This window comes from Micromonospora phaseoli (assembly GCF_900109115.1).
Classification (GTDB): Bacteria; Actinomycetota; Actinomycetes; order Mycobacteriales; family Micromonosporaceae; genus Micromonospora; species Micromonospora phaseoli.
The window spans coordinates 42,397-68,304 of the sequence record NZ_FNYV01000016.1; the positions used below are offsets into that span (position 1 = coordinate 42,397).

Genomic DNA, 25,908 nt, shown 5'->3' on the forward strand with positions numbered 1-25,908 from the left:
GCCCGAAGGTTCGCCCCGCCTTGCTCGTCAGCGTGCAGCCCCCTAGCCTGGATTCACGGACGTCGATGAATCACCCGCGGCGGCGTCTCGGTGGCGCAGGGCTGCCCCTGTTCCCGCTGTCCGCACGCGCTTTGCCGGGTGGTTCGAGCGACGGGGGCATGTGATGCGACGGCGATCGGCATGGATGGTCCGGCTGGCCACCGCCGTGGTGGTGGTCGGGAGCTTGGTGGCCTCGACGGCTACGGGCGGCACCGCGCACCGGCCCGCTCCCCCGCCCACCGCCGTGGTCGACTGGAGCGCTGAGCGGCAGACGGTCGACGGCTTCGGTGGGGCGTTCGCGTTCCACAAGGCGGGTGGGATCCAGCGGCTCGGCGAACCGCTGGCCTCGCGGATGCTTGACATGATCTTCGACGACCAGGCCGGAATCGGTCTGGACATCGTGCGGGTCATGGTGGGCGACGGCGGCGTCTGGGGCGACCAGAGCTATGACGGCCCGACGCAGACGATCGCCCCGGAGCCGGGCATGTTCGTGTGGGACCAGCCAGACTGGGCGCAACGCAAGGCCGACTTCGACGCGCACCAGGTCTGGCTGATGCGGCAGGCGCAGGTGCGCGGCGTCGAGACGATCCTCGCCAGCGTGTGGAGCCCGCCGGCGTGGATGAAGCAGAACAACAGCGTGACCTCCGCCGGCTCCGCCGGCCTGCCGAACAAACTGCGACCCGACATGTACCAGGCGTTCGCCGACTACCTCGCCGAGTACGTGCTCGGCTACGAGCGCGAGTTCGGCATCAGGATCACGCACCTCTCACCGACCAACGAACCCGACATCACCACCGGCTACTCCAGCTGCCAGTGGACGGCCGAGGAGCTGCGGGTCCTGGTGCGCGACCACCTCGGTCCCACGTTCGAGCGTCGGGGGGTGGCCGCGAAGATCGTGCTCGGCGAGGGCGTCGGCTTCCACGAGGGGTACGCGCTGCCGGCGATCACCGACCCGGCGGCGAACCAGCACGTCGACGTCGTCGCGGCGCACGGATACTCCGGGCTGATCGACGACGCCACGCGCGCCGCGCCCACCGCGTTCACCACCTCACACGCGCTCGGCAAGACCATCTGGCAGACGGAGTACATGAACCAGGGCGCACCGCGCGACCGGCTGTTCGTCAACAACACGATCAGCGACGGCCTACGCTACGCGACCCTCATCGGGAACCTGTTCGACGAGACCCGGCTGAACGCCTACTTCTGGTGGTGGCCGGTGGCGAACAACGGCGCCGACGGCTCGGACCTGATCCGCCTGGTCAACACCGGCACCCCGCAGAGCGGCAACCCGACCGAGAACGGCCAGTACCGCATCTTCAAGCGGTACTACACGTTCGGCCAGTACAGCCGCTTCATCGACCCCGGCGACGTGATGATCGGCGCCACCAGGACGCCGGTGCCCGGGGTGACGCTCACCGCGTACAAGGACGAGGCAACGCACGACTTCACCATCGTCGTGGTCAACAACAACGCGGACGACGTGCCGCTCACCGTCGATCTCGCGGGCGGCTTCCCGCTTCCGCCGGAGAGCAGGCAGGACTGCAAGAAGGGCGGCTGGGCCACCTTCGTCAACCCGATGTTCCGCAACCAGGGCGAGTGCGTCTCCCACGTCGCCGCCGGCAAGGGGCCCCGTCCGTCGGTGGTGCCGTACCGCACGTCGGGCAACGAGAACATGAAGAAGCTGGCCGACATCCGCACCCACGGCGGGTCCTTCAGCACGAACCTCCGTGGCCGCAGCGTGACGACGTTCGTACCGAAGTGGTCCGAGCTGCCCGCACTGCCCGACCGCAAGGACGTGTTCTCCACCTACCTGGCCGAGGAGAACGACGGGCAGTCCGCCGGGCTGAGGGTGGTCACCACGCCCGAGCACGGCAGGGTCGTCACGGGCGTACGCGATGGCAGCCACCTGCGCTGGGCGAATGTCAACTTCGCGGACGGCTCGGCGGCGGGCTTCGCCGACCAGAAGGGCCAACTGCGCCTGCACGCCACCGTCGCTCCCAAGGCCGGCGGAGTCATCGAGGCACGGATCGACGGGCCGAACGGACCGCTCGTCGGCTCGATGACCGTGCCGCCGGGGTCCGGCGCCGACTGGGTGACCGCGACGACCTGGATCGACACCAGCCCGGGCGCCGCGAACGGCTTCCACGACCTCTACCTGGTATTCACCGGCGACGACGGCGCGCTCTTCGCCGTGGATCGCGCCGAGTTCAGCGACTGACGGAGCGTCGTTGCCGCCAAGGCAGCGTTGCTGACTCCTCGGCGATCCAGCTGCGGCGCCACGGCGGGTCACCGCCCAACCGACATCGCCCGAGCACCCTGCGGCCGACCGCCGACCGCATCGACGCCGTGACCAGGAGCAACCCGAGCACGTAACAGCCCTGGAACACCCTTGACATCGAAAGCCGCACCTGGCCACACTACCCACGCTAATTCGATTTAGCAGAGTGCCAGGTCCACAGAGTGCCAGAACGGGTCACATCCCGGGGCAGGGAGCCCTCGTGGCCCAGGAGGAGGCTCTTCATGTCCCACCACCACACCGCGTCTCGTCCCGCGGACCCAGTGGCTCCTCCAGCAGTAATCCGCTGCATCCCAGCCTCGGGATTCGTCGGCACTATCCGCCATCGGACGCCATACATGCCGGGTCAGAAGATGCCCGCCACGGAGGTGAAACACGGAACCCTGGTTGCCGGTGTCCTACCAAGACCGTGAGATCCGAATCAGGCCACGAATAGGGACTACAGAGGAGTATGTTCAGATGAGGAAGGCGATCGGAAGGCGCAGGCTCAGGCGTGCGATCTCGTTGCTAGCGATAATGTCCCTGGGTGTAGGCGCCGTCGCCTCCGCGCCGGCTGCCGCCGCAGGCAGGCCCGCAGTTGCAGAAGGCGCGACCGTAACGGCGGACCGAAGCTCACCGACCGGATACACCGTCAAGTTCGTCTACCACAATCCCAACGCCACGCAGGTCCGCCTTGCCGGGGACCTGACGCTGCTCGACGTCAATACCGGCAACACGCGGTATCAGCCGGAAGAGTGGCAGCCGGGGCGGTACCACGCCGGAGGTACCGAGTTCCTCAGGGACATGACCAGGGATTCGAAGGGGAACTGGTCGGTCTCCGTCCCGCTGCACGCCGGCAGTCTCAGCTACTGGTACCGGGTCTGGGACCCGACCCAGGGTTGGGAGAACAAGCGCATCTGGGATCCCGCCTCGACGAACCCCAGACCCCCGGGCGAGTCATCGTTCCGCGTCCGGAACAACGACGTTCTCGATGCCGTGTACGTTCCGTACGCCAAGAAGCAGAACGACCCGGTGCTGAAAGAGCGTGCGGAGTACGAACTCCCAATGGCCAACCGCTCACAGCGGGGCCAAGTCCAGTACATCCCCTACACGACCATCCTGGGCGACAGTGGCCATTACCTCGGCGTCTACCTACCGGCCAACTACGACGCCAACCGCGCAGAGCCGTACAAGGTGGCGTATCTGGCCCACGGCATCTTCGGTGACGAGACCGACTTCATGGTCCCTGCCAATGTCCCGAACATCCTGGACAACATGACGGCGAAGGGCGAGATCGAGCCCACCGTGGTTGTCACCATGGGGAATCACTTCACGGGCACCAGCCTCGGCTTCGCCTCCTACAACCAGACCAACGCCGCCAACAACCTGGTCCAGACGATCCTCCCCCTCATCGAAGAGAAGTACAACGTCTCGACCGAGCGTGCTGGGCGCGCCTACGCCGGGTTCTCGTACGGCGGGATGACCGGCGCCCACGTCATCAGGGGCTACCCGACCACGTTCGCGTTCTATGGACACTTCTCCGGAAATCCGTCCCTCACCACGCAGGACTACGACAACGTCGCGGACGCGGTCGGGGACGATGACCTCTTCGTCTTCCTCGGCAACGGCGTCTTCGAGGGCAATCTCAACGCCCAGAACGCCATCGCGAACAACTTCCGGGCTCGTGGGTACGCCGCGCAGACGACCCAGGTTCCCGGCGCGCACGACGGGATGACGGCGAGCCAGCTGTTCACGATCTTCGCCAGAGACCACCTGTGGTCGGGGGTCGACTCCGTCTCGGTGACGCCCGCGAGTGTGCAGCTGACGCGGGGCTGGAACTGGGTCAGGCAGTTCAACGCTCAGGTGACGACCAACGACGGTGTGAGCCCCGCAGTGACGTGGTCGGTCAAGGGAGCGACCTCGAAGGACACCACCATCTCCGCAGCTGGTCTGCTCTCGGTGGCCGCCGCCGAGAGGTCGTCGTCGCTCACCGTCGTGGCGACGTCGGTGGTCGATCCGACCAAGGCGAGCTCAGCCCGGGTCACCCTGACGCCTCCGGGCACGGCGAAGACCGTGGTGAAGGCGAAAGCCGCACCTGCGTCGATCGTCCGTGGTGGCACGTTCAAGCTGGACGTCGACGTGCGGGCGCAGTCCCGGCACAAGAAGACGCCGAAGGCGACCGGTGAGATCGCCGTGACCTTCGGCGGCACCACACAGGTGGTTCCGCTGACCGGCGGCTCGGCCGTCGTCAAACTGCCGACCAGCGGACTGGAGGCAGGGGCATACCCGGTCCACGTCGCCTACTCCGGTGACTCGACCTACGCTCCCGCCGCGGCCGTGCATCAGAAGCTGCGAGTTCGGTAGCCAGCAGCACGGTGGGCCGGCGACGTCCCGTCGTCGGCCCACCGTGGTGGCCGGGCCCGGCCACCGTTTCGTCGGCGTGTTCGCCCGGAACGTCAGCCGCTCACGACCCCCGGACCGCCTCGATGATCGTCTCGGCGACCTCGCTCGGTTGGGACACCGCCATCGCGTGCGAAGCGCCGACGACCTCGCGCTGGCCCCGCGGGTCGGCCCGCTCGGCCATGAACCGATGTGCGGCGACCGGAATGTTCTTGTCGGCGTCCCCGAACACGAACCAGTTGGGCAGCGATCGCCAGACAGGGTCGCCGGAGAGCCCGTCACTCAGGGCCTGTTCGGTGACCGGCCGCTGGGTGCGGGCCATGAGCGCGGCAAGGTCGGACGGCACGTCCGCGGCGAACTGCGCGTGGTAGGCGTCCTGGCCGATCGCCACCTCGTTACCGCCGGTCGACAACGGGTACTGCACCAGCGTGTCGGCGAGCGTGCTGCCGGGAAACTTCCCGGACAGCGACAGCGCGGTCTCACCGGTGTCCGGACAGAGGGCGTTGACGTACACGAGGGCCCGCACCGACGGTTCGTCAGCCGCGGCCTGCGTGATCACCATGCCGCCGTAGGAATGGCCGACGAGGACGACCGGGCCGCCGATCCCACGTATCACGTCCCGCAGGTACGCGGCATCGCCTGCGACGCCCCGCAGCGGATTGGCGGCGGCCACCACACCGTACGCGGCGCCCAGCCGCTCGATCACACCGTTCCAGCTCGCCGACTCGGCGAACGCGCCGTGCACGAGGACGATGGTGGGCTGCGGATCGGGCATGGCGCGCGCTCCCTTACTCCATGACGTGTCCAGCCGGCGGCCACGCCGGTACGCCTGCATACCCGTTTCCCGAGGGTGAAACCTCGGCGGGGACCGTGCGGGACGGACTCCTTATGCCTTCAGTGCCCCAGCAGATACGCGGTTAGCCGGTCGGCGAGTTGCTTCGGGTGGCTCAGTGCCACCGAGTGGCCACCATCGATCTCATCCGGAACTACACCGAGCCGGTCGGCGGCCACACGGCGCTGGAAATCCGCCAGGAAGAACTGATCCTCGCGGGCGATGAGCACCTTCGTCGGTACGTCCGGCCAGGCATCCAGAGGCCACGGCTCGTCCCACTCCACGCTGACCTGTTCCCGGCCGTGCGCCGCCGCCTCCGCAACGACCTCGGCCGGCACACCGTTGTAGAACTGTTGCTCCTCGCTGAGCCCTTCCGCGCCGCGGTATCCGGTGTTGTCCCACCAGTCGCTGGGCCTCTCACCGGGCGCCGGCACCATCGGAGTGAGCAGGACGATCAGCCGCACCGGCAGGTTGTCCGCGATCAGCGGCGCGGTGAACGCCCCATACGAGTGTCCGACGACCACCAGGTCGCTCCGGTCACCGATCGCGGCCGCGACCGTTGCGCGGAATTCGGTGAACCCCGCTGAGGTGTCCTCGATCGGCAGCTCCGGCACCACCACGTCGTGGCCGAGGCTGGCCAGCTCAGGGACCAGAAGATGCCAATCCCAGGCGCTGCCCCCACCGCCGTGGATCAGAACGAAAGTCGTCACGCCTCGAAGCCTCACACACGGGTACGACAGCCAGCACAGAGCGCGGTTCGCTGTGAACACGCCGATGACCGGAAACCTGATCATGTCGGGAGCGAAACACTTGTCCCTCACGTGGCGTCATGCCACATAGTCGGTGACGTGGCGGAGCACCTGACCGTGGGACGTGTGGCCGAGCTGGCGGGGGTAACCGTCCGCACGCTGCATCACTATGACGAGATCGGCCTGCTGCAGCCGTCCACCCGGACCGCAGCGGGATACCGGGCCTACTCCGCGAGCGATGTAGAGCGGCTGCGGGAGGTGCTCGCCTACCGGCGGCTGGGCTTCGGTCTGCGCGAGATCGCGGATCTGGTTGACGACCCGGCCACCGACGCAGTCTCGCACCTGCGTCGGCTACGCGGCCTGCTGCTGGAGCAGCGCGACCGTGCTGCCGCCATGGTGATTGCTATCGACAGGGAACTGGAGGCACGGGCAATGGGGATCAGGACGACGCCAGAGGATCAGTTGAAAGTCTTTGGCGCGCAGTTGTACGACGCCATCGGATCCGCGTACCCAGCGACGCGGCGCACCGAGCCGCGGATCGCCGCGCGCATCTGGGATGCGCTGGGGGACGCACGGACGGTGCTGAACGTCGGGGCTGGCACCGGCTCCTACGAACCCCCCGACCGCGACGTCACCGCGGTGGAGCCGTCGGCGGTGATGCGGGCACAGCGTCCCCTGGGAGCGGCGCCGTGTGTGGCCGCCGCTGCGGAAAGTTTGCCGTTCGAGGACCAGTCCTTCGACGCCGCGATGGCGGTCAGCACCGTTCATCACTGGCTGGACCCGGTCGCCGGGCTGCGTGAGATGCGGCGGGTGGCCCGCCGCGTGGTGGTGTTGACCTACGACGCCGATGACACCGGCTGGCGACAGCGGTTCTGGCTGACCCGCGACTACCTGCCTGAGTTCGCGGACCTACTCGTCGGCTGGCCATCCCTGGCCGACCTGACCCACGCGGTCGAGGGACGCGCGGAGCCGCTGCTCATCCCGTGGGACTGCGCCGACGGCTTCTTCGAGGCGCACTGGCGCCGGCCCGAGGCGTACCTGGACGAACACGTGCGCCGCGCCGTATCGGTATGGACCAGAGTCGGGCCGGAGGCCGAGCGGCGGGCAGTAAGCACACTCCACGAGGACCTCTCCTCGGGCCGGTGGGCCGAGCGCAACCGCGAGCTCGCCGCCCTCGACTCTGCGGAACTCGGCCTCCGTCTGCTCGTAGCCTGAACACCGTGCATGGGAACGCCAGCAAGGAGCCGACCCGCCGCGATCAGTAGATGCTGTCGGTGACGCCGGGCCGGCATGGCGCGCTCGGCCTGAAGGTCCTCGACGATCCTGGACGACCCGGTCGACGCGTCATCGACGCCACCCCCGAAGCTCCGCAAAATCCTGTTGGCGACCACGGCGCCCACTGCTACCTTTCCCAGGCCGTGCGAGAGAACAAGGAGGTGGTACCCGTGGACGAATCGACATGGGTGCTCCCCTCTGGGGTCACGGTCGGGCGATAGATCGTCCGGGAGCGCCGCCCACGAGCACTCCCGAAAGGCACGACCATGCGATTCACTCACGAACAGCGCCTCGACGACGGCGTACTCGAACGCGAATTCACCCTCGACGAGATCCCCGGCATCCTGTGGACACCCGCATCCGCATCCGCACCTACGCCGCTGATCCTGCTCGGCCACCCCGGCGGACTGCACAAGATGTACCCCCGACTGGTGGCCCGGGCCCGGCACTGCGCGGCGGAGGGCTTCGCCGCAGCCACCATCGAGCTCCCGGGGGGCGGTGACCGGCCCCGTTCCGCCGCCGCCGAACAGGCCCGTGCCGACCTGCACCGGGCACTGGAGGCCGGCGAGCCCGTCGACGACGAGATCGTCGACCGGCTCGTCCTCCCGCTGGTCGACAAGGCGGTCCCGGAATGGCAGGCCGCCCTGGACGCCCTCCTTTCGCTGCCCGAGATCGGCGGCCCGGTCGGGTACGCGGGAGGGGTGATCGCCATCGGCATCCGGCTGGCGGTGGTCGAGCCGCGCATCTCGGCCGCCCTACTGTTCGCCGGCAGTTACGTGCCCCGCACCATGTTCGAGCAGGCCCGGCAGGTCACCATTCCACTACAGGTCCTGCTGCAGTGGGACGACGAAGGAAACGACCGGCAGCTGGCCCTGGACCTGTTCGACGCCTTCGGCTCCAAGGAGAAGACGCTGCACGCCAACATGGGCGGGCACACCGGCGTCCCACACTTCGAGGGGGACGCCGGGAACCGGTTCTTCGCCCGGCACCTGAAGTGAAGCCGGGCCGTCCGGCCGACAGCAGACGATAGGAGTTGTCGGGCAGGAGGCCGCTCATCGAGGGCAGGTCCCGGCCATCCTCGATGGCGGTGGCCAGCAGACGCGCACTACCGCCCCGACCGCGGCGGTACCGGCCGGTCGGGGCGGCTCGTCTCCAGGCCTCCGCACCAGCCCCGACGTGTACGGACGACCACCGATTTCCGGATCCTGCCCCGGAGCACCATAGAACAGGCAGGCGCCGACGACCGGGGCAGGAATCCACCTGCACCCTTCTGTCGCTGGTCGAGCGTAGGGCTCAATGGTCAGCCGCGCGGCGAGCGGCGCGTTCGTGGCGGTCGACTGCTCGGGCGTAAGCGATGGCGAGGAGCCGGTCGATCTCGGGCAGTACGTGGGGCCCGGGCATGACGATGCTGCCGAAGCCATACAGCGCGTAGCCCGGGTGCGGTACGAGAGTGTCCAGCCGGGCGAAGTCGAACTCGTGCCGGTGCTCCTCGAAAGCCTTGGGTGGGAAACCGAACAGGCTCTCGAACTCAGTTCGGCCCAGGTCCAGGTTGAGGCGGAAGACGCCGGGCCGGTCGAGTTGGGAGGCGTCGTCGAAGCCGGGCACGTCGTGCTCGACGATAGTGGCGAACGGCTGGCGGCGGTCGGGGCCGACATGGAAGAACCGGTCGCCCCAGGCGCCTTCGGGTGATCCGTTCTCCTCGCTCGCCACGATCTGCTCGACGCCGGGCAGCGCGAGGATCCGGTCGGCGAGCATCGCCGCGTCGACGCCGGTCGGGATGTGCAGCACCGCGTCGGCGTGTTCGATAGTGGCCTGATCCAGCGGGAAGTAGCGGTAATCGTGCGTTCTCCGCTCGGCCGCCGCTATGTCGGATGCCCGGACGTACCGCGGAAGCGTGGTCTCTTGCTGGAGTCTGCCTTCGTAGGTCGACCGGGTGGGTACCTCGATGCCGAGCGCGGGGCTCGCGCCGAGGCTACCGACGATCACCGCGTACCGGCCCTCCAACAGCGATGCGATGATCGCGCCGGCGCCGGCCCACGAGACGTCCACTCCGGCCATAGTCATCGTGCTCGACTGCCGCTGAAGATGCGTGTTGTGCGCGAAGACCAGCGTGGGTCCGCGGTATGCCTCGGCCGAGCGGATCGCGAGTAGGTTTTCGGCCATCAGCGCGTCTCGGACCCCGGCCAGGCGGGCGAAGCGTTCTTCCCGCTTCAGTGGTGCGGCGGCCGCTGCGTGGTAGCGCAGCACCGCGATAGCGGACGTGGCGTGCACGAACGCCGTCTGCCAGTCCTCGGCCAGTCGGGGTGCGTTCAGGTACAGCTCGGTCAGCAGGTCGTCGGCGAGCACCCGCAGGCGCTGGGCGTCGGCCGAACGCCCGATCGACCTGCCGGGCTCCCAGATCGCTGCCATGTCGCTCCACCGAGCCTCGTCCCCGATCAGGTCGTCGATCTCCGCTGATCGGTCCAGGCCGAGAAATTCGCAAGCCCGGGTGAGGTAGCGCCGGGGACTCGGGGCGCCCTCGATTTCCAGCGGGGCGTCGAAGCCGTGGAACGTCAGGCGCTCGGAGGCCGACCGTCCGACGTTCCACTCGCGCATCCGCAGCAGCAGGTCGCGATTGGCCGGCGCGGCGCCGAGCCCGTGGCTGAACCCTTCGGTGAGCGCACGGTCGAGTGCGACCGCGGTGGAGCCTTGGACGAACTCGTTGGCGATCAGCCCCGCCGCCCGATCGCTCTCCAGCGCGATCGACCGGTAGCCCTGCTCGGCCAGCGACATGAAGGTCTCGTTGCGGATCTGGAGGAAGGCGGACTCGCCGTGCGTCGGCTCGCCGAGCGCGAGCAGAGTCGGCGGTACGGCCAGCAGGTCGAGAAGGGAGGTCATTCCATCAACCGTATCGTTGAACCTCCGGTTGAGACTTGTGAGCGATGGAGCGCGGTGACAGCCACGAAATCCTCCAACCCAGGGGTACGCCGACCGGTCGACCTCGCGCGCCGGCACGGCCTCTCCGCGCAGGCCGTGCGCAACTACGAACGAGATGGCGTCCTGCCGCCGGCCCAGCGCAGCCCGACCGGCTACCGCCGGTTTACCGAGGTGCACGCCAAGGCGCTGAGCGCCTACCTCGCGCTGATCGCGGGCCACGGCTACCCGGCCAGCGGCGACATCATGCGTGCCGTCAACCGGGGCGACATCGACGCCGCATTGCGCATGATCGACCACAGCCACGTCCTGCTGCAACGCGACCGGGCAACCCTGGACGCGGTCGAGACGACGGTCGCCATTCTCACCGGTTCGCAACAGCAACCGCAGAGCCGCAAAGCCGTGCCGATCAGCGTGCTGGCCCACCGCCTCGGCGTACGACCCGCGACCCTGCGCAAGTGGGAGCGGGCTGGGATCTTGCAGCCGGCGCGCGATCCGGCGACCGGTTACCGCGTCTACTCACCAGACGATGTCCGCGACGCGGAACTCGCTCACCTGCTGCGCCGCGGCGGGTACCGGCTCGACCACATCGCCGGCGTGCTGCGTCGGGTGCGCCAAGCCGGTGGCACCGAACCGCTCGCCGCGTCGCTACGCCAGTGGCGGGAACAACTCACCGCCCGCGGCCAAGCCATGCTCACCGGGGCCGCCCGGCTCGCCGAATACCTCGACGCCGACACCAAGCCCGCCGTACGGCGCTGAACACCCCCTGGAACGCCCGCTCAGCAGCGTTAGCCGTTTTGGTCAAGCTCTGGTCGGTGCCTCGTCCGTCGTCTGTCCCTGCACAGCCGTAATGGGGTTGGTCCCGGCAGCGTAACCCGGAGCCTCGCCTGTGCTGTCTTCCCGGTCCACGATCTCGTTGTCTGGCCGGACCTTCAACCACCTGGCTGATCGCATCCGTAGCCACCGTAACCAGCGCCGATCCTGGTGACGGCACCGCTGCCGGCCCGCGCTGTCCCGCCGGAAGAAGGCCGTGAACCGGGCCCACGCGAAGATCCGCGTCCTCGTCGAACGCGCGATCGCCACCCTCAAGACCTGGAGAACCCTGACCAAGCTGCGCTGCTGCCCACACCGCGCGACCACGATCGTGCAGGCCATCCTCGTCCCGCACCACGTCGACACCAACCGCCACCCAGGATGAAAAGCATCTCATGGATAGTGGGCGCGGTCCCGCGCGTCTGTGGTGGTGAATGAGGCGTACCGGATGGAGCTGAGCGTTGGACGACAAGGCGAGAGCCAGATTCGGTGAGTTCGCGCAGAGCCGGACCGCCGCCCTGATCAGGGCGGCCTACCTGCTCACCGGCGACCAGCATGCCGCCGAGGATCTGGTGCAGTCGGCGTTGGCCAAGACGTACGTCAAATGGCCGACGATCCGGCACGAGGACCCCGAGGGGTACGTGCGCGCAGTGATGTACCGCGAGCGGGTCAGCTGGTGGCGGCGCCGGGGACGACTACGGGAGACCCTGGTCGGCTCGCCGGTCGAGCGGGAACACCCGGACGACAGCGGCCATGCCGACCTGCGGCTGGCCATGCGGGCAGCCCTGCTGCGCCTTCCCGTGGCGCAGCGCGCGGTGCTGGTCCTGCGGTACTACGAGGACCTGCCCGAGCGACAGGTGGCCGAGGTGCTCGGCTGCTCGGTCGGGACGGTCCGCAGCCGGACCCACCGGGCGGTCGGTCGGCTGCGTGAGGTGCTGCCCGATGCCGAACTCGTGCTGGAGCTGAAGCGATGAACACCCCGATCGACGACCTCATCCGATCCACCCTTACCGATCTTGCCGAGGAGGCAGTCCCGATGAATCTGGCAGATTCCGCCGTCGACCGGGCGCGCAAGCGTCGTACCCTCACCGTCTCCGTGGGGGTGGCGGGCGTCGTCGCCGCCCTCATGGTCGGCACGCCGCTGGCGTTCGCGGCCGTGAACCGGGACGCCCCGCCGCCGTCCGCTCCCGCCGACCAGGCGCCGGCCGCCTCCCCCAGCCTTGTCCCGATCAGCCCTGTCCCGAACGGTCCTGACCTGCCCCCGCCGGGAAAGCTGGTCAGCCCTGTCCCGATCGATCCCGACCTGCCCAGCCCTGTCCCGACCGGTCCTGACCTGCCCCCGCCGGGAAAGCTGGCCAGCCCTGTCCCGATCGATCCTGGCCTGCCCAGCCTTGTCCCGATCCGGTCCTGAACTGCCCAGCCCTGTCCCGATCCGGTCCTGACCCGTCCCCGCCGGTGGGTCCGAAGGGTCCGGGGGTTCCTAACTCCAGGTCCGTCAGCCCGTCATCCCGCCCCGGACGGGAGTCGGCCACCGCCGGGCTTGCCGGATGGCTCGTCCACCATCCGGCAAGCCCGGCGTCGGCGGCGGGCCCACGGTCCGCCGCCGACGCGCCGTCCGGTATCCGTGCCGCAGCCCGGCAGCAGGCCGCTGGCCCGGTCGGTGAGAGCCGGCGGCTCAATCCAGGTCGATCCGCTCGGCCAGCGCGATCACGTCGTCGACCCGATAGTGGGGCGGTCGCAGGTCTCCGGCGTCGAGAAGGTCGCGCAGCCCGCCCCACGTCTCATCAACCGGATCGGGAACGTAGCAGCGCAGCTGCGTCGTCAGCCGAGCAATGATCACGGCGTCTTTCTCAGCGGTCTCGTCGAACGGCATTGCTCGATCCCCGGCCAGCTGGCCCAACATTCGCCAGCGGTGACCGGTCGGCTCGCACGCCACCGTGACCCCGGCGAAGCCTTTCGCCGCAGCCTGCCTACTCGCCTAGTCCAACGCCGCACCCAGATCCCAGGCATGGCACCGGAAGGTCTTACGCGCCAACACTTTCGAGTCGCGGTGGTTGACCACGACCGTTTGCATCTTGTCTGCAAGATCGATGCCGACGATCGCGTTCACGGACGGGTCCAACACCGGCAACCGAGCAAGCCGCGCGTTTGCGGTTGCGATCACCACGGGACACACCGCTACCGTTGCCCATGAACGTCCTCCTCCTGCGATGGGACACCAAGCCCGACAGGCGCATCAGGGGGACGTTCCTACATCCTGCGCTGACACGCAGGACGTCTTTCTATGCCGATGAGCGTGCCGCCCGTGCGCCGCCGTTAGCCGTAGTACTCAACCAGACAGAACTCGTGGCCCTCCGGGTCGGCCATGACAACGACCACACCCTCCTCGTAGTCGTGCCGCTCACCGGTGGACCGGCCACCGAGCTTGATGACCGCCGTCATGGCCTCGTCGATATTGTCCACGGAGATGTCGAGATGAATTCGCACCTTGCCTGATTTGAGCTCAGCCACTGGCTGGAACACCAGCCGTGGCTGCGGGTCACCTCGCTCGCCTAGGTAGACCCAGCCCTCCTGCGACGAGCCGGGCTCGCGACCGAGCAGGGCGCTCCAGAATCGGGCTACCCGCTCGGGATCAAGGCAGTCGATCGTCACACCGGACCAGACGTTCGCCATGCGCCGATCCTGACAGAGCACGTCCACCGAGAACGTGACCTACGAACCCGAACGCAGACCCAGGGCACTGTGCTGCACGGCTCCGGCGGGAACTTCCCGGTTCCCCGACCTCTTGCGGGTCAACCTCACCAGCTGCTGCCGGAGTTCTTTCGCCGGCTCTCCGAGAACGATCGCGCTGAGCACCAACTCCAGCATCAGGCAGTCGTACTCATCATCGGCGCTGCGATAACGCTCCGGGTCGCGTTCCACCACGGCCTCGACGACCCGGCGGTGCCCACGAACAATCTTCTCGATGGTGTCGCTGAGGTTCTTCAGCAGGTGCCACCGGTCGGCGACCTGAATCGCGTCAGGTGCGCCCTTGCGGGTGCCGTCTAATGGTGAGATCAGCTATTGGAACTGTTGGAATGCCCGGGATTGAGGGGCGCGTCTTCTAGCGTTTCGCTGGTTGGAGCCCGTACTCGGCCAGCCACTGGAGCAGCTGTTGGCGGGTGGTTTCCACGAGGCGGCCTCCGGTGAAACGGATGTCGTCAGTCACCTCTGCCACGCTGTCCGCAGGAGGCACGAAACGCTGCGCTTCCTCGTCGGTCGTGAACTCGGCTTCCGCGAGGACCAGGCCCTGTAGATGGCCGCCGAAGACGTCGACGCCCAAGGGAGGCACGCTGAAGCGCGTCTTGGACAGCAAGGTGGCCGGCAGCCGGGCAAGCAGGTCGTACTCGGTTGGCGACAAGTACGTGTTCGTGATCAGTCCCTGAACGGCGCCCGGTTGAGCGACCGGCACTTTCTGGGTCAGTTTGAGTTCGCAACCGCCGTCTGGCCAGTCGGCGCGCCGTAGACGCAGGCGGGTTCCCACCAAATACCGGTCGGTGATCGTCCGGGTGGCCGTCACTGCTGACGGTATCGGCGGTTCAGCTAGGAGAAACCGCCGTTCCCGTTCGACGCGAGCGTACTTTCCCGGGCAAACTGACTCACCTCGAATGCCGCCGGCCTTGTCGGTCATCAGGAGATCTTGTCAGCCAATGCCGCTTTCGGGCAGCGTGTTTCCGTGGCTTTCGAGGTCACATCAGCCTTGCCCGCCGACTGACCTCGGCGGCGTAGGTGGTCCAGTCTCCGTTGGAGAGTTGCTGCCATTGGATGGCGGCTTTGATGTGGATGCCGAGCATTTGGCCGGGATCGCGGCGGGGACCTCGGCGGCGGGCATGAACAGTGCGGTGTTGCGACTTTGACGTGGTTGCAGCCCGTGCGCGCGCAGTCGTCGTGCGAGGGCGTCTTCGGTGAGTGGACGTCCTGGCCATCGTCCGGGGAACAGCGCGACGGTGTGCAGGATGTGGCCGCGGCCGCCATCGGAACTGCGATCCAGCCGAGATCCACGAGCGGACCACTGCCCATCGCGCCCTCGATCAGCTCACGGATGATGACGGATGGCACCACCACGCCGAACACCAGCAGCGCGGCGATCAACGTACGGGTCGCTCGCCTGAGTGGTGGGCGCGAGCTGAGCGGATCACCGGGCATGGCCCGCAGGATACGAGGAAGCAGCAATCGCCAACGCAGGGCAGCCGTCACCTCTACAAGTCCGAGGCTGCGCCGGGCCATCCACGGGGCAGTGCTCGGGAAACGCGGCGGTCACGAGTGGGCACCAGGGACACAAGATCCACCGCCGGCCGCAGGCGTTTCGGGCATCACAACCGGTTGTGCACGCTCTTCCAAACAGACGGTTCGGACGGATCACGGCAGCAGGCCGCCCGCTGAGCGGAGTGAGCGATCATACTGAGCCATGGTCATCACGTCTGACGGTTGTTCGACCATGGCGAGGACTTGAACGATCTCGCCGAGTGGATCAATATGCGAGATCATCCGATCCTCACCTCCTGCAGCAGGTCTAAGCCTCGCCTGCCGAAGGCCCTCCCAGCATCCGCAACTCGGCATGACCGCACGCTGGACGCCGCGGCCCTTGGTCACGTTCTGTGACGCCCGGTCGGCGGCGTGCCCGGACGTCAGGGTGCCCGGGTCCGTCGTGCCCGGCTACCCGGCAACGTCCTGAGTACGCGGACAGATGCACGGTTGCGGGCACCGATGTTTTCCTGAGGCGATGCCACAAGACACCGCTGCCACCCGACGGCCCTTCGCTTCGGATCAAGGGATGGTGACAGTCGCATGTGGGTTGCTGGCCTGCCTCGTCGTGCTGTCATCGGCTGGTTGCGCATCCGCCTCCGACCGTGCCCGTGAGCAGGTGCTGCAGCGGGCGAGGCAGATCGCCCACGAGACCGAGCCGTGGGCCACCGACTCGCACAACTTGGAGGGCTGGAAGAGCAACGAATCGGTACTCAACCGGCTGGTCCTCCAGACAGGTGGCACGCAACTCACGTCCGTGGTGCACAACTTCGATGACCACGGGGTTGGTCCACTGGCCACGGTCGAGGTCGTGATGACGGGCGCGGCCTCTGACGGTTGGTTGAGTGGGCAAGACGTCCACTACAACATCTGCGTGCGTTTCGTGATCAGCCGGGAAGTCACCGGGCCACGCGAGATCACTCCGACCACGATCCAATGCCCACCCACGGTCCCCGCTACTGAGTCACCCCGTGACGCCTATGACAACTGACACCGCGAACTCAGGTGACGTCCTATGCGTAGTCGTCCCAGTCGTCCGAGCGGAACCGGTGTTACCGGCACGGCGGCACGCTGTACATCTCATTGGCAGTTCCTGACCCGGGCGGCTGTCGCGTGTCGTAACACCACGTGACGCGCGGTCGGCGGCCAGAAGAGGATACTGGTCCACCGTTCGCCAGCGGCCGACCGAAGGCCGGCAAGAAATGCCTCGATTGCGCTAGATGTCGCCAGTCCAGGGTTTCCCGACGCCGGCGCGTACCGCGCTGCGCCCGGGCGGCAGGTCAAGAATGTTGATCAGGCTGGGGTCCTCGTCGACGGCATGGTGCAGGTGCCCGAGTTTGCCGGTGCTGCCTGTCGCGTCGGTGGCTCCGATCAGCTGCCAGACTCCGTCGTCCGCGTCGTGACTGATCAGCAGAACAGGCTCGTGGCGTTCGAAGACTTCAGGGGTCTGGATACAGGTGGTGCCCAGTAGCCAGTGCCGCATCCACCAGGCTCGCCGATCGTGTTGCATAACGTGGTCGGTGACCCACCAGACGAACGGCAGATCCTCGTGGGCGCGCGACTGGTCTGCGGTCAGGTCCGGACCGCCCTGCGGGACCCGCTCGAACGGCTCGTCGACGAGCGAGAACGCGTGCGCATCCTCGTTCGCGAACATGACGGCGTGGAAAGTGCCACCGCCAGGATTGCCGGCACCAATCCCGATGGACAGGCGGGCGACGTGCGGGTCCGAGCCGGTGGTCCAGCCGAACGCGTACGAGGCCAGCTCACCACCCGGTCCCACGAACTCGCCGAACGCACGCCGGTCCATGCCCGTGCCGTCGCCCGTCGGCACCTCAACGAGCGCACCCTCCAGCACCTGGATCTCCACGCCGGCAACATAGCTGATCGAGAACATCGCCCCGCAGGCGCACGCCACCGCCACCCACGACGCCGACTCGGCGACGATCACCGGCACAACGCCGAGCCGTTCTCTCACGGCTGTCGCTGCTCCGAAGCGCCCCGACTGCCAGATGAGTGCGGGCGTCCTCGTACTACTGAACCAGGCGCCGAACCCCGATACGGGCCCCGGACGCTTCGTCGCTGCGAACGGCGCGGGCCCTGTCTCAACTAGGCCTTGACTGGTGCGGCCGACCTGGCGGCCTGCTCGATCTTCGCGCAGTAGGCTGCACGGGCTTCCTCGTCGATCTGCTTCTCGTGTTCGGCGCGCAACCCGGTCCGACCGTCGAGGCCCTCGCGCAGGATATCGGCGTGCCCGGCATGCCGGATGGACTCGCCGAGGACATGAACCATGATGGCGAACAGGTTCGTGTCGGCATAAGACTCCGGCCACCACGGCACGTGGCCGGGGGCACCGAGGGGAAGCTCGTTGATCGTCGCGTCCGAGTGTTCCCACGTGCGCCGGTAGAATCCGATGATCTGATCGCGGGTCTCGTCCTCAGTCGCCCACAGATCGCTGCCGTTGGAGTCCTGCCACCGGGGCAACGGCTCCGGGGAAGGGCGGTCGAAAACCTCGCCGAAGTACCTGGCCTCGACGGTGGCCACGTGCTTGACCAGGCCGATAAGGTTGGTCCCGGTCGCTGTCAAAGGTCGGCGGACGTCGTATTCGGACAAGCCGTCGAGCTTCCAGAGCAGCGCCTTGCGGTCCCGCCGCAGTCTCCCGTGCAGGTTGTCTTTCGCGAATTCGTCGATCATGCGACATGAGCCTGCCATGGGCTGCTCGTGGTCTCAAGATCCCATACGCGGTCCGCAACGACTGGCAGAGCCGATCCTGGCCCTGCCCTGCCCTGCCCTGCCCTGCCCTGCCCTGCTACAAGAAGCTCGCGAAACTTGCCACTTGAGACAACCTCTAACGCTGCGACGACATGCAGGACGAGCCAACGCGCTGCCATCGGCACGTCCGGATGCACACCGTGAGCTGCTTACCTTGCGTGACGAGCGCTTCGCGGCATAGATGCGGATGTTTCCGTCTGCGTGGTCCGCCCATCCCAACCGGCAGTGTGGACCTGGTGCCGGCTGGCCGCTGTTAGAACCGCGCGGGTCGCCAGGACGGCCCCGCGATCTTCGGCGGCTTGATCAGCGTGGGCTTGATGGCGTGCCAGGTGGCGCGCCACTCACTGGGAGGAAGTGCCAAGGTGACGCACACCTCGCGCGCCACCTTTTCGGGGCTACGGCCACGCCACAGGGTGTCGACGAAGACCTGGTAGTCACCGTCGATTTGAAGGGCGACCCGGAACAGTTCGTGATCGCGGTCGTTGGCGACCCAACTGGTTTTGAGGACGTGAGCGCGCAACCGTTCGCGGTCCACGTCCGTCAGGACACGTCGTCCGGCTGTGCGCTCCGCCGTCTCCCACGAATGATCCGCGGCCACCCGTGCGACTTCAACGTCGTACTCGGCGGCCGAGAAGGAGACGCCGTGGTTCATGGGCACCTCGATCGACCAGTCCCAGTGCACCAGTCCGCCGTCCCGCGTAATGGTGACGTCTGTGGATCCACAGCGATACACGCCGCATCGCAGACGCCGGAGGCGACCCCGCCACCGTCGCCGCATGGATGACCGATGTCAACGCCCAACGGGCCGTCGCCGTCACTCAACGCGACCAAGCAGCAGCACAAGCACAAGTGCCACGCCGCCTCACCGAGGACGACATCCGGCACCTCATCGGCAGCCTCGACGACATCCACAACTCCCTGCGGAACGCCCACCACCAGGACAAGAGCAACGTCTACCGCGAGCTCCGACTCGCCCTCACCTACAACCCCGGCCAAAACAAAATCAGCGTCGAGGCTAAGCCTGACGCTGATTACTGTGGGGTATCTGTACGTGTCCGAGGATCGACACAAACCGATACCCAACGCGGATTGCGCCTTGTCGGGGCTATCCCGCTCGCCTGAAAATTACCTACCTTGATGGGTCCCGAGCCTCCGCCCGGGACCCATCTCGGCACGAGAGCGGCATCGGCCGCACGCGCCTCAGCGAGCCGATCCCGCGCACGCTCATAGCCGAGATGAGTATGCCGAAGCCCGAGCCGCAGCGATGGCAGGCAACCCGGCCAGACACCGTGAGGCGGGATCGCCTCCGACGGCGGGGTTCTGATCCGAAATCAGATTCGGTGCAGCAGCGCACTCGCCAACGCCAGGTACTCGATCGCTTCCGCTTCGGAGTCGGGCAGGTCCGCACCATGCGCCCGGGGATTACGAAGGCCAGCCATCGCCCCAGCGAATAGGAATCGGAATCCCTCGCGTTCGTCCTGCGCGTTGCGGCCGTCGTGTCGGGCGACGTCGATGATCGGGCTCTGGGGGTTGAAGGCGCGATGCATGAGCGGGACACCGGTTTCGGTCAGGCCGGATTTCGTCTGGACCTGCAGCTCCACGGCTTGAAAAGCGGCCAATACGGCCTTGCTGTAGTGGACGTCTGCGAACAACGCGCCTGCCGCCTGGTACACGGTGGGGTGCATCCCGGGGATTTCTACCCGCCGGTCAGCGGGTGCGGGCCGAGTTGTAACGGGCTCGATTTCGGCCGTTACGCGTTGGGCGGATTCCGGTAGTCCGCGCCGGCTGTGGTAGGTCACCCGTGTCGCTCGATACAGCTTGGCCTTTCCCGAGGGAGGGCGCTGCTCGATGAGATCCCCTCCTCAAGGTCGGTGTCGAGCAGGAATGTAGCCGTCTTGGCTGACATCAGGGCAAAGACATCGACACATGTCTCACCCTTGGAGCTGCGGCGGACGATGGCGACTTCTTCCATGTGACGCCCGAGTGGTCCGTTCAGCCGGGCGGCACGCATCTCCCCTGCGGGGGTACTCATCTTGTTCTCCTTGCCTCATCGGGGCGCGGACGGTTCGACGAAATACGAACCGCCCCGGCTCTCGACGGTCACCGCACCGCCGCCCATCGTGGTCGCCACCATCACATCGTCGGCCGGCAGCGCATACACCCGCGTGACGGCGGATCCGGTCGCGGTGGTGCCCGGATCGATCAGAACGGCGTACGTGCCAGCGGCCGGGATCGTGAACGGCTCGATGAGCATCGATGAGTAGAGGCCGGCCCCACCGACCAGCGTCGTCCCGTCCGGGCGACGCACCGACACCTGGGGAGTACCGCCGATGGTGTGGTTGGGCACCTGGACGCTGATCCGCTGTCCGGCCGGGGCGGTGAAGGTGACGGTCGCGTTCTGGCCCGGCATCGTGGTGGTCACGGTGGCCGGCGTTCCGTCCAGGGCGGCCACGGCGGTCGCGTCCGACGAAATGTCGAACACCGCGACGTCCACCTTCCCGGTCGCGCCCTTCGCCGGGTCGATGAAGATCGAGTAGGTGCCGGTGGAGGGCAGCACGAACTGATCGAAGAAGCGGCTGCCACTGACCAGTTGCCCGCTGACCAGCGTCATACCGTCCGGCCGCCGGAAGCCGACCTGGAGGCCCGAGGCGCCGTAGGTCGACCCGCTCACCGCGACACTGAGCCGCTGGCCGGCCGTGCCGAGCACCTCGACCGTCGCGTTCTGGCCGGGCACGGCCGTTGTCACACTGACCGCCGATCCATCCGCGGCGGCTCGCACCGTGACGTCGGCGGGCACGTCGTACGCGGTGACGACCACCTGCCCGGTCGCACTGCCCTGCGAGTCGATCAGCACGGAGTAGGCGCCTGCCGTGGGATGCGGCAACGGCTCCAGGAAAATGCCCGCGCCGCCGAAGCCGGTGGCGGAAACCGCCGTGGAGCCGTCCGGCCGGAAGATTGAGACGCGGGCATTCGAGGTGGAGGATCCGAAGGTGCTGCCCGTCAGCACAAGGCTGGTACGCCTGCCCACGGGGGCGGCGACGGTGAGCAGCGCGACCCGATCGGCCACTGCCACCGCAGCCGTCGCCGGTGTTCCGGTAAGCAGCCGACTGGTGAACTCAACGTCGGTCGCGCGCCAGGGCGAGCGCGCCACGTAGAGGTCGGCGCCGGATGTCCCGTTGCCTGCCGGCGTGGTGACCACCACCGGTCCGGACGTGGCCCCGGCTGGCAGGGTGATGGTCAGCCGGTCATCGGCGACCGGGGACACCACCGCGGGCACGCCGTTGACGGTCACCCCGCTGGATTCGACCACCACCGGGGCAAGCCGCGCCGTCGCAGGATCCGGTACGGCAAGGATCGACACCACGGTGGAATCCGAAGGTTCGGCCCGTGCCCGCTCTGCCAGGCATCGCCCGCCGCACCACCCAGCCGGACAGCCCGGCAGCCTAAACAAGATCACCACAGCGACCCTGTCCGTCGAATCGGGTCAAGCCCACTCACCGTCAGGTTCGCGCTGCGTGCCGGTAATGGCCACCGCACCAAAGACGGTTGGCTGTTCTCCGCGCCCGGCGACGGCGCCCGAGGAGTAGGCCCTGTACGCCAGCGGCCCCGGCGGCGAGTGCCATCACGGTCCCCGCCGGAGCTGCGGACACCCGCGCACTCACCGTGCCGTCCGCGACGGAGTTGACCGACTTCACCCGCGTGGCCTGGCACTCAGATGCGGCGGGTGTCGTCAGGGCGCAGACGGAAGGGCCCACAACTTCAGCCGGGACGACCAGTCTCCGTAGGCACGACAGAACGGCTTATCCTGACCATCGCCGGCGCGGTTGCATTTTCCCCATTCGTCATGCCGATTGCCGGAGGACCAAGGAGACGGGTAGTACGACCGCCGGTTCCACGACCTCGCCGCAACTGAGCCGCAATATCTGACGCACCAGTGTTCGGCCCATCTCCACGATATCCTGACGAATCGTGCTCAGCGGGGGATCGCTATACTGACAAATTTCCACATCGTCGAAACCAATGACAGCGACATCGTCGGGAACTCGACGGCCAGCCGCCTGCAGGGTCCGTAAGGCACCGTGAGCCATAAGATCCGACGCAACGAACACGGCGTCCAAGTCCGGCTCATCGGCCAACAACTCACGCATCGCAACCTCGCCCGACTGACGGGTGAAGTCGCCGGTTGCGACGATCGAGGAGCCTCCGGTCCGTGCGATCTCCCGTCGGTAGCCGATCAGGCGATCGATGCCAGCACTCATGTCCTGCGGACCGGCAATCGTGGCAATTCGCCGCCGTCCGGTCCCTACGAGGTGACGCACCGCCGCCGCTGCTCCCCCAACCGCATCGACTCCAACGTACGGAAAGTCGACGTTGTCGAGCACGCGCTCGTTGGAGATCACAGGGAGATCGGTGCCCCCCAGAGTGCCGGGCAGCGGATCTCCGCGGTGCGCGGACGCCAAGATGACGCCGTCCACATGCCCACCCAGGAGGTAGTGCTCGATGCGGCGGTGGGCAGCGGCATCCGACGACATCAGCAGCACAAGCTGCTTGTCAGCCGCGCCGAGTTCCTCGCTCAGGCCGCGAATCAGGCGAGGAAAGAACTGGTCGTCAGAGAAAACGCGGGTATGCGCCTCCGGCAGCACCAGAGCGTACGAGTTGGTGCTGCGCGTGACGAGGCTGCGCGCGGCGGCATTGGCGACGTAGCCCAGATCCTTGACGGCGCGCAGGACCGAATCGCGGATCGCCGGCTTGACTGTCTGCGAGCCGTTCACGACGCGAGAGACGGTGGCACGAGAAACGCCGGCCCTGAGCGCAACATCCTCAAGGGTGACTCGCGGACGCACGTTACTCCCCTTCCGCACTCCGAACACCATACAGCTTCGTAGGCTCGTGTCGGGAACAGCTTGAGCCCCAGGCCCCGAAGCCAGGGGCTTTGTTACGCCGGCGGATCGGCAGCGCACTCGGCCAAGGCTAAGATATTTGGCTCCTGAATCAGGTGGCCACGCTCCAGATGGGAAGCGGCAGGGAACACCGCGCAGGGCGACTGAAGTAAGCGCACCGGATGACGAAGCCGGCCCAACAGGCTCTCGTAGAGCAGCCGGCTCACCTCCGCGCCCGAGCCGCCGCCCATTACACCGTCCTCGATGACCATGACGCGTCCCCGCCGCGGCGAGACGGGACAGAACCGGATACAGCTAGGACGGAATCCAGCAGCTCGCAGGTCAGTTCCAGCTCCAGCAGTGCACGCCGCATCGCAGTCAAGGCCCGGGATGCCATGCCGCCCGGCGCGACGATCGCCCAGTCCGGTGGCGCGTCTTCGTCGAGGCCGACCCGTGCCCAGGTGGTGTCCGGCCCGACCGACCGGCTCCGGAACAGTCCGTCCCAGCTGCCGTTGAGATGCGCGGACTCGGTGTAGAGCACCTTGTCCTCGAAGAGGATGGCCGGTGTCCCGGAGTTCAGCATTTCGTCGAAGATCGGTCGCGGATCATGAACGCGGACAGTTCGTACAGGGCCAGGTGCGGCACGCCGACGAGGTGCTTCTGCGGACTCTGGCTGTGGGTGGGCCCGTAGCCGCGGTTGCCGCCCACCGGGCAGCGGAACACCACACGCGTCGGCGACCCGACGACTCGCGGGGCGGCGGCTTCACCAGCCCATCCGACGAAGGCGCCTTCGACGACGTTCGCGAGTCCTCGCGCCGCAACGCCTCCCCCTCCGACGCCCATTCTGCCCCGAGGTGATCGAGTCCAGTACAGGTCCCGGCAGGTCGACAGCGCCGTTGTGGCCGGACCGCCCGACGACGGCGCGGCGAGGTTCTCCGCGACCGCAGCACCTTCCGAACTTCGGCCGTGACCGGCGGTCGGCCCGGCCGCCGCGTCACGTAGGTCCATCGCCGGGTGATCAGATCCCCGGTGCCACCGCAGCAGCGTCGCCGGGGTGACGCAGAACGGCGCCCACCGCACCCGCGGCAGCAATGCGACAAAAGCCTGCCAGCACCACCGGGTCGGGTGGCTCCAGATCCAGGCGATGCACCTGGCGGCGTAGCACCGCGACCTGATGGCGCAAGACCAAGACCGCGACCGCGTTGGCCCGATCGTCGCGCGCCATCAGAATGAACAGCTGCAGTACCTGGCGGAGGATCAGGTAGTCAAGGGACAGGATCATGGCCGGCAGTTGTCGATCTTCCGGCGGACAAAGTCGCACCTCAGCACCCGTGACCGAGCTTCCGAACGGCACAGGACTGCTGTCCCGTGTCAACATTCTGGCAAGTCCTACAAACTTCCAGGACTTTTTAGGCACATGGAGTTGCCCAAGCTTGGCAGAATGGAGCTTGTGTGATATTTTCAGTCCTCGTCACGACGTCGGAATGATCGGTTCGCTGACCTCAGAAGTAGAGCGAGCCGTAGAAGTGCGGCAAGCAAGTGGATACGTGGACCGCCGTGGCCGTCGGCCCTGCGGTGATGAGGAGCACGCTTCGCATTCTGGCGGAAGCGCGAGTCTCGACGGCCCGACGCGCGGTCGCAGAGAATCCGCACAACAGCGTTTAATAGTACGAGAAAGCGAGACACCGGTGACCAACTGGCAGCCTCGTTACCGCAAACCGGCAAAGGCGTTCTGAGGCGATTACCCTTGACCGTCCTGGTGTCTTAATTCCCAATGTCGACCAGCAATCAACTGTCAAAGGAGTAACGATGAAGATCGGAACCAGGACAGCCTACCGGCTGGCCGGCACCGCGCTGTGCGCCGGCATCTCAGCACTGCTCCTGTCAGTAACGGCCTCCGGCGTGAACGCGGCTGCACCCGCACCCGCGCTGGAGATCAACAACACGTGCTCGTTCAGCCGTACGCTCTGCCTTTGGGACAGCGCGAACTTCACCGGGCAGCGCTTCACCGTACAGGCGATCGATCCCTCGGTCGGTGCTTGTGTGAACCTTGCCGCCTCCGGCTGGGGCAGCGGGCGGGCGAAGTCTGCTCGCAACACCGCCAGCCAGCCCGCTCGCCTGTACACCACCACAGACTGCACCGGGACCCCGTACGCGATCATGCCCGGCGGTGCCTACGGCTCGATCAGCTTCAACTCCAACAGCGTCTTCGTCCACTGATTCCCTATCGAGGATCGGGTGTCAAGAGGGCGCGGGTTGCTTGACGGTCCGTGCCAGATCGCGGGGGATTTGGGTGGGGGAGGGTCGACGCGATCGTACGCTTCGAGCGTTCTTGGGAATTATCCCGTAAGGACTTGGCGAGGAGCCTTCCCCACCCTAAGTTTGTCGTTGCCGCCGACGCGGATCCCGGACTGTCGTATAAGGTCCGCATCCCCTGGCCGGGATGACCTGAACAGTACCTTGCGCAGAGCAGCCACCTCATTGGCAGTTTCATGGCGATATGCATTGACCAAAGAGCGCTGGCCCCCGTGTCGATTGCGACTGCCGGTTGTCGGGAGCTGGGGCGCAGGCCAGGGAAACGGGCTAACGAACGCCGCCGAACGAGCTGTCTGCCGCTCGATGCCGGTCAGGTCGTAGACGATCTGATCGTGGTCGGCGGCGCGCAAGGCCGACCGTAGG

The 25,908-nt window shown here is 67.2% G+C and carries 29 protein-coding genes and 1 pseudogene; 11 read left to right on the forward strand and 19 right to left on the reverse strand.

Annotated features, from left to right (window positions below):
• The first annotated feature begins 163 nt into the window (after window positions 1-163).
• Both BMY89_RS27585 and BMY89_RS27590 read left to right on the forward strand, forming a co-directional pair.
• A complete protein-coding gene (locus tag BMY89_RS27585) occupies window positions 164-2,257 on the forward strand; it encodes a glycoside hydrolase (RefSeq protein WP_092383083.1) in 2,094 nt (697 codons plus the stop codon).
• Window positions 2,258-2,794: 537 nt separating this feature from the next.
• On the forward strand, window positions 2,795-4,678 hold the full coding sequence (locus BMY89_RS27590; protein WP_092383085.1) for an alpha/beta hydrolase-fold protein: 1,884 nt from the start codon (window positions 2,795-2,797) through the stop codon (window positions 4,676-4,678).
• A gap of 100 nt (window positions 4,679-4,778) precedes the next feature.
• Here the strand turns inward: BMY89_RS27590 and BMY89_RS27595 are convergent, their stop codons facing one another.
• The gene (locus BMY89_RS27595) at window positions 4,779-5,489 is read right to left on the reverse strand and encodes an alpha/beta fold hydrolase (protein WP_092383087.1); all 711 of its coding nucleotides are present in this window, start codon (window positions 5,487-5,489) and stop codon (window positions 4,779-4,781) included.
• Between the two features lie 119 nt (window positions 5,490-5,608).
• Window positions 5,609-6,256, reverse strand: a complete 648-nt coding sequence (locus BMY89_RS27600; RefSeq protein ID WP_092383089.1) for an alpha/beta fold hydrolase — start codon at window positions 6,254-6,256, stop codon at window positions 5,609-5,611.
• 138 nt (window positions 6,257-6,394) lie between these two features.
• Here BMY89_RS27600 and BMY89_RS27605 point away from each other — a divergent pair, with 138 nt between their 5' ends.
• Both BMY89_RS27605 and BMY89_RS27610 read left to right on the forward strand, forming a co-directional pair.
• Entirely contained in the window at window positions 6,395-7,510 is a 1,116-nt protein-coding gene (locus tag BMY89_RS27605) for a MerR family transcriptional regulator (RefSeq protein ID WP_092383091.1), read from the forward strand.
• A 326-nt stretch (window positions 7,511-7,836) separates the two neighbouring features.
• Window positions 7,837-8,568, forward strand: a complete 732-nt coding sequence (locus BMY89_RS27610) for an alpha/beta hydrolase family protein (RefSeq protein WP_092383093.1) — start codon at window positions 7,837-7,839, stop codon at window positions 8,566-8,568.
• A gap of 295 nt (window positions 8,569-8,863) precedes the next feature.
• Here BMY89_RS27610 and BMY89_RS27615 read toward each other — a convergent pair whose 3' ends face one another.
• The gene (locus BMY89_RS27615) at window positions 8,864-10,447 is read right to left on the reverse strand and encodes a DUF6194 family protein (RefSeq protein WP_092383095.1); all 1,584 of its coding nucleotides are present in this window, start codon (window positions 10,445-10,447) and stop codon (window positions 8,864-8,866) included.
• Between the two features lie 54 nt (window positions 10,448-10,501).
• Here BMY89_RS27615 and BMY89_RS27620 point away from each other — a divergent pair, with 54 nt between their 5' ends.
• The 4 genes and pseudogenes from BMY89_RS27620 (at window position 10,502) to BMY89_RS27635 (ending at window position 12,707) form a co-directional block, all read left to right on the forward strand.
• Window positions 10,502-11,242: a TioE family transcriptional regulator gene (locus BMY89_RS27620; RefSeq protein ID WP_170147786.1), complete on the forward strand. Its 741-nt coding sequence runs from the start codon at window positions 10,502-10,504 to the stop codon at window positions 11,240-11,242.
• Between the two features lie 229 nt (window positions 11,243-11,471).
• Window positions 11,472-11,681, forward strand: a pseudogene (locus BMY89_RS27625) (transposase family protein); the annotation flags it as partial.
• 76 nt (window positions 11,682-11,757) lie between these two features.
• Window positions 11,758-12,270 (forward strand): SigE family RNA polymerase sigma factor, encoded by a 513-nt coding sequence (locus BMY89_RS27630; protein ID WP_092383098.1) that lies wholly within the window; start codon window positions 11,758-11,760, stop codon window positions 12,268-12,270.
• Window positions 12,267-12,707: a hypothetical protein gene (locus BMY89_RS27635; protein WP_092383100.1), complete on the forward strand. Its 441-nt coding sequence runs from the start codon at window positions 12,267-12,269 to the stop codon at window positions 12,705-12,707. The genes BMY89_RS27630 and BMY89_RS27635 overlap by 4 nt, the downstream gene beginning before the upstream one ends.
• Before the next feature lie 264 nt (window positions 12,708-12,971).
• On the opposite strand, the gene BMY89_RS27640 is transcribed toward BMY89_RS27635, so the two are convergent.
• The 5 genes from BMY89_RS27640 to BMY89_RS31405 form a co-directional block, all read right to left on the reverse strand.
• On the reverse strand, window positions 12,972-13,169 hold the full coding sequence (locus BMY89_RS27640; protein WP_139218025.1) for a hypothetical protein: 198 nt from the start codon (window positions 13,167-13,169) through the stop codon (window positions 12,972-12,974).
• Between the two features lie 105 nt (window positions 13,170-13,274).
• Window positions 13,275-13,463 carry a hypothetical protein gene (locus tag BMY89_RS27645; RefSeq protein ID WP_092383104.1) on the reverse strand — a complete coding sequence of 63 codons (189 nt, stop codon included), beginning with the start codon at window positions 13,461-13,463 and terminating at the stop codon, window positions 13,275-13,277.
• 149 nt (window positions 13,464-13,612) lie between these two features.
• A complete protein-coding gene (locus BMY89_RS27650; RefSeq protein ID WP_092383106.1) occupies window positions 13,613-13,969 on the reverse strand; it encodes a VOC family protein in 357 nt (118 codons plus the stop codon).
• A 430-nt stretch (window positions 13,970-14,399) separates the two neighbouring features.
• On the reverse strand, window positions 14,400-14,966 hold the full coding sequence (locus BMY89_RS27660; RefSeq protein WP_092383108.1) for a CYTH domain-containing protein: 567 nt from the start codon (window positions 14,964-14,966) through the stop codon (window positions 14,400-14,402).
• A 728-nt stretch (window positions 14,967-15,694) separates the two neighbouring features.
• Window positions 15,695-15,823: a hypothetical protein gene (locus BMY89_RS31405; protein WP_269766894.1), complete on the reverse strand. Its 129-nt coding sequence runs from the start codon at window positions 15,821-15,823 to the stop codon at window positions 15,695-15,697.
• 286 nt (window positions 15,824-16,109) lie between these two features.
• Between BMY89_RS31405 and BMY89_RS27670 the strand changes: the two genes are divergently transcribed.
• Entirely contained in the window at window positions 16,110-16,571 is a 462-nt protein-coding gene (locus BMY89_RS27670) for a hypothetical protein (RefSeq protein WP_232521581.1), read from the forward strand.
• Window positions 16,572-16,796: 225 nt separating this feature from the next.
• On the opposite strand, the gene BMY89_RS27675 is transcribed toward BMY89_RS27670, so the two are convergent.
• The 3 genes from BMY89_RS27675 to BMY89_RS27685 all read right to left on the reverse strand — a co-directional run bounded on the left by BMY89_RS27675 (window position 16,797) and on the right by BMY89_RS27685 (window position 19,031).
• Complete coding sequence (locus tag BMY89_RS27675) at window positions 16,797-17,555, reverse strand: hypothetical protein (protein WP_232521582.1); 759 nt, start codon at window positions 17,553-17,555, stop codon at window positions 16,797-16,799.
• Between the two features lie 131 nt (window positions 17,556-17,686).
• Window positions 17,687-18,271, reverse strand: coding sequence for a DinB family protein (locus tag BMY89_RS27680; protein WP_092383110.1), 585 nt, complete (start codon window positions 18,269-18,271; stop codon window positions 17,687-17,689).
• A 331-nt stretch (window positions 18,272-18,602) separates the two neighbouring features.
• The gene (locus tag BMY89_RS27685) at window positions 18,603-19,031 is read right to left on the reverse strand and encodes a hypothetical protein (protein ID WP_232521583.1); all 429 of its coding nucleotides are present in this window, start codon (window positions 19,029-19,031) and stop codon (window positions 18,603-18,605) included.
• A 98-nt stretch (window positions 19,032-19,129) separates the two neighbouring features.
• Between BMY89_RS27685 and BMY89_RS27690 the strand changes: the two genes are divergently transcribed.
• A complete protein-coding gene (locus tag BMY89_RS27690; protein WP_232521584.1) occupies window positions 19,130-19,471 on the forward strand; it encodes a hypothetical protein in 342 nt (113 codons plus the stop codon).
• Window positions 19,472-19,680: 209 nt separating this feature from the next.
• Here BMY89_RS27690 and BMY89_RS27695 read toward each other — a convergent pair whose 3' ends face one another.
• The 8 genes from BMY89_RS27695 to BMY89_RS27715 all read right to left on the reverse strand — a co-directional run bounded on the left by BMY89_RS27695 (window position 19,681) and on the right by BMY89_RS27715 (window position 24,511).
• Window positions 19,681-20,034 (reverse strand): TIGR02391 family protein, encoded by a 354-nt coding sequence (locus tag BMY89_RS27695; protein ID WP_092383112.1) that lies wholly within the window; start codon window positions 20,032-20,034, stop codon window positions 19,681-19,683.
• A 110-nt stretch (window positions 20,035-20,144) separates the two neighbouring features.
• A complete protein-coding gene (locus BMY89_RS30120; RefSeq protein ID WP_139218026.1) occupies window positions 20,145-20,381 on the reverse strand; it encodes a hypothetical protein in 237 nt (78 codons plus the stop codon).
• 15 nt (window positions 20,382-20,396) lie between these two features.
• Window positions 20,397-21,713, reverse strand: coding sequence for a hypothetical protein (locus BMY89_RS27700; protein WP_139218027.1), 1,317 nt, complete (start codon window positions 21,711-21,713; stop codon window positions 20,397-20,399).
• 478 nt (window positions 21,714-22,191) lie between these two features.
• A complete protein-coding gene (locus tag BMY89_RS27705) occupies window positions 22,192-23,223 on the reverse strand; it encodes a LacI family DNA-binding transcriptional regulator (RefSeq protein ID WP_092383116.1) in 1,032 nt (343 codons plus the stop codon).
• 62 nt (window positions 23,224-23,285) lie between these two features.
• Complete coding sequence (locus BMY89_RS30125) at window positions 23,286-23,501, reverse strand: hypothetical protein (protein ID WP_139218028.1); 216 nt, start codon at window positions 23,499-23,501, stop codon at window positions 23,286-23,288.
• Entirely contained in the window at window positions 23,480-23,812 is a 333-nt protein-coding gene (locus BMY89_RS27710) for a hypothetical protein (protein WP_092383117.1), read from the reverse strand. The genes BMY89_RS30125 and BMY89_RS27710 overlap by 22 nt, the downstream gene beginning before the upstream one ends.
• Window positions 23,806-24,237 (reverse strand): hypothetical protein, encoded by a 432-nt coding sequence (locus BMY89_RS30600; protein ID WP_170147779.1) that lies wholly within the window; start codon window positions 24,235-24,237, stop codon window positions 23,806-23,808. The genes BMY89_RS27710 and BMY89_RS30600 overlap by 7 nt, the downstream gene beginning before the upstream one ends.
• A 10-nt stretch (window positions 24,238-24,247) precedes the next feature.
• The gene (locus BMY89_RS27715; protein WP_175510441.1) at window positions 24,248-24,511 is read right to left on the reverse strand and encodes a hypothetical protein; all 264 of its coding nucleotides are present in this window, start codon (window positions 24,509-24,511) and stop codon (window positions 24,248-24,250) included.
• A gap of 527 nt (window positions 24,512-25,038) precedes the next feature.
• Between BMY89_RS27715 and BMY89_RS27720 the strand changes: the two genes are divergently transcribed.
• Entirely contained in the window at window positions 25,039-25,449 is a 411-nt protein-coding gene (locus tag BMY89_RS27720) for a peptidase inhibitor family I36 protein (RefSeq protein ID WP_092383119.1), read from the forward strand.
• Window positions 25,450-25,908 lie beyond the last annotated feature (459 nt).

Excerpts from the sequence above, each read along its gene's own strand:
- BMY89_RS27695 (WP_092383112.1), bottom strand. The coding sequence starts at position 20,034 with ATGCACCCCACCGTGTACCAGGCGGCAGGCGCGTTGTTCGCAGACGTC.
- BMY89_RS27715 (WP_175510441.1), bottom strand. The coding sequence starts at position 24,511 with ATGATCCTGTCCCTTGACTACCTGATCCTCCGCCAGGTACTGCAGCTG.
- BMY89_RS27590 (WP_092383085.1), top strand. The coding sequence starts at position 2,795 with ATGAGGAAGGCGATCGGAAGGCGCAGGCTCAGGCGTGCGATCTCGTTG.
- BMY89_RS27650 (WP_092383106.1), bottom strand. The coding sequence starts at position 13,969 with ATGGCGAACGTCTGGTCCGGTGTGACGATCGACTGCCTTGATCCCGAG.
- BMY89_RS27680 (WP_092383110.1), bottom strand. The coding sequence starts at position 18,271 with ATGATCGACGAATTCGCGAAAGACAACCTGCACGGGAGACTGCGGCGG.
- BMY89_RS27640 (WP_139218025.1), bottom strand. The coding sequence starts at position 13,169 with ATGCCGTTCGACGAGACCGCTGAGAAAGACGCCGTGATCATTGCTCGG.
- BMY89_RS27690 (WP_232521584.1), top strand. The coding sequence starts at position 19,130 with ATGACCGATGTCAACGCCCAACGGGCCGTCGCCGTCACTCAACGCGAC.
- BMY89_RS30125 (WP_139218028.1), bottom strand. The coding sequence starts at position 23,501 with ATGGTCATCGAGGACGGTGTAATGGGCGGCGGCTCGGGCGCGGAGGTG.
- BMY89_RS27660 (WP_092383108.1), bottom strand. The coding sequence starts at position 14,966 with ATGACCGACAAGGCCGGCGGCATTCGAGGTGAGTCAGTTTGCCCGGGA.
- BMY89_RS27710 (WP_092383117.1), bottom strand. The coding sequence starts at position 23,812 with ATGCTGAACTCCGGGACACCGGCCATCCTCTTCGAGGACAAGGTGCTC.
- BMY89_RS30600 (WP_170147779.1), bottom strand. The coding sequence starts at position 24,237 with ATGGACCTACGTGACGCGGCGGCCGGGCCGACCGCCGGTCACGGCCGA.
- BMY89_RS27705 (WP_092383116.1), bottom strand. The coding sequence starts at position 23,223 with ATGGTGTTCGGAGTGCGGAAGGGGAGTAACGTGCGTCCGCGAGTCACC.
- BMY89_RS30120 (WP_139218026.1), bottom strand. The coding sequence starts at position 20,381 with ATGAGTACCCCCGCAGGGGAGATGCGTGCCGCCCGGCTGAACGGACCA.
- BMY89_RS27635 (WP_092383100.1), top strand. The coding sequence starts at position 12,267 with ATGAACACCCCGATCGACGACCTCATCCGATCCACCCTTACCGATCTT.
- BMY89_RS27595 (WP_092383087.1), bottom strand. The coding sequence starts at position 5,489 with ATGCCCGATCCGCAGCCCACCATCGTCCTCGTGCACGGCGCGTTCGCC.
- BMY89_RS27720 (WP_092383119.1), top strand. The coding sequence starts at position 25,039 with ATGAAGATCGGAACCAGGACAGCCTACCGGCTGGCCGGCACCGCGCTG.
- BMY89_RS27610 (WP_092383093.1), top strand. The coding sequence starts at position 7,837 with ATGCGATTCACTCACGAACAGCGCCTCGACGACGGCGTACTCGAACGC.
- BMY89_RS27615 (WP_092383095.1), bottom strand. The coding sequence starts at position 10,447 with ATGACCTCCCTTCTCGACCTGCTGGCCGTACCGCCGACTCTGCTCGCG.
- BMY89_RS31405 (WP_269766894.1), bottom strand. The coding sequence starts at position 15,823 with ATGATCTCGCATATTGATCCACTCGGCGAGATCGTTCAAGTCCTCGCC.
- BMY89_RS27585 (WP_092383083.1), top strand. The coding sequence starts at position 164 with ATGCGACGGCGATCGGCATGGATGGTCCGGCTGGCCACCGCCGTGGTG.
- BMY89_RS27670 (WP_232521581.1), top strand. The coding sequence starts at position 16,110 with ATGGTGACAGTCGCATGTGGGTTGCTGGCCTGCCTCGTCGTGCTGTCA.